Genomic DNA, 1353 nt, shown 5'->3' on the forward strand with positions numbered 1-1353 from the left:
GACATCGTCCAGTTCAAGAGATTCGGAAATCTCATCCGGCAATCCGGAAAACAGGACGATGTCTGACGTCGGGCGCCCGTAAAAGCTCGCAACAGACCTGAATGCAGTTTTAAATGTCCGAAACGGCGTCGTGTCTGCGTGGTCGAGCTTTACGTTGAGCATTTGGTCCTTGCCAATCCGTTACTGTCGGATCGGCGCCAGGAGATCCATGGGCATGCCAGCCTTTTGACGGGAGTCAACTTCGACATAGCCAGGATTCGTGACGCCACCCGGGACAGCAAACTCATTCCGGGCATACGCCTCAGCCTGACCGACGGGCTTGAGCTTCATAGACTGAAGCAGGCTGCCCGATGCGGCCAGGATCTTGTATTCGGCGAAAAGCGAAGCAAATCGTGCGGTTTCCGCAAGAATGCTGGTGTTGAAACGGGTGTTCTGGGCATCCAGCACGTCGAGAAGCGAACGCTGATTGACCTTGAACTGCTCGCGATACGAGGAAACGAGGCTGCCGTTCGTCGAGGACTGGCGCGCCAGGATCGTCGACAACTCGCCGCGGCCGCTGCGCTCGTTCCATGCGGAGCGGATGGATTCTTCAACCTCGCGATGGGCCTGCGCCAGACCGTAACGCTGTTCGCTGGCGCGACGGATCTGCTCCTGCTCGCGCGCCTGGTCGATACCGCCGCGATAGAGGTTCCAGCGGGCGGTGACGCCGACCTGGACGTCGTTGGTATTGCCCTGGTTGCCATCGATGTCGTTGCCGACACGTGCGCTACCCTGAAGATCGACCTTCGGAAGATAATTGGCGCGCGAACCACGCACACCGGCATCAGCCGCATCGACATCGGCATCGGCCGCGTGAATCTGCGGGCTGTTCTTCTTGGCGATGAAGATTGTGTCGTTGAGCGTCTTCGGGATGAACTTCGCGAGCGACACCGGCACCTTGACCGGACCGATCGGCTCTCCGACCGTCTTCAGGAAGCGGATCTTCGTCAGTTCCAGCTCTTCCTGGGCTTCGCGCAGCCGGGCTCGTGCCGCCTCGAGGCGCTCACGGCCCTGCAGACGGTCGGCGTCGGTCAAGGCACCGCCCTGGATGCTGGCACCGATATCGCCGAGAATCTGGTTGTGAGCCGCGACGTTCTGCTGGGCAATGCCGACGATCTTGGACTGCAGGATATACTCAAGATAATCTTGAGTGACCTGAAGAGCCAGCGACTCGGACCGCTCAACAACGCGGAACGAAGCGCCATCAACGCGCGACGCCTGCTGCTCTACCTGAGAGCGCCGGCTGCCGCCGTCAAACAACGTTTGAGTAATCGTCAGGCTCGCATCGGAGCCTTTGAAGTTTTCGTAATCGCG

The 1353-nt window shown here is 59.7% G+C and carries 1 protein-coding gene; it reads right to left on the minus strand.

Annotation, left to right across the window (positions count from 1 at the left end):
• Positions 1-180 precede the first annotated feature (180 nt).
• Positions 181-1353, minus strand: a 1173-nt coding sequence (locus C5L10_RS33320; protein ID WP_105433209.1) for a TolC family protein, incomplete at its 5' end; no start/stop codon positions are given.

The organism is Neorhizobium sp. T6_25, assembly GCF_002968555.1.
Classification (GTDB): domain Bacteria; phylum Pseudomonadota; class Alphaproteobacteria; order Rhizobiales; family Rhizobiaceae; genus Neorhizobium.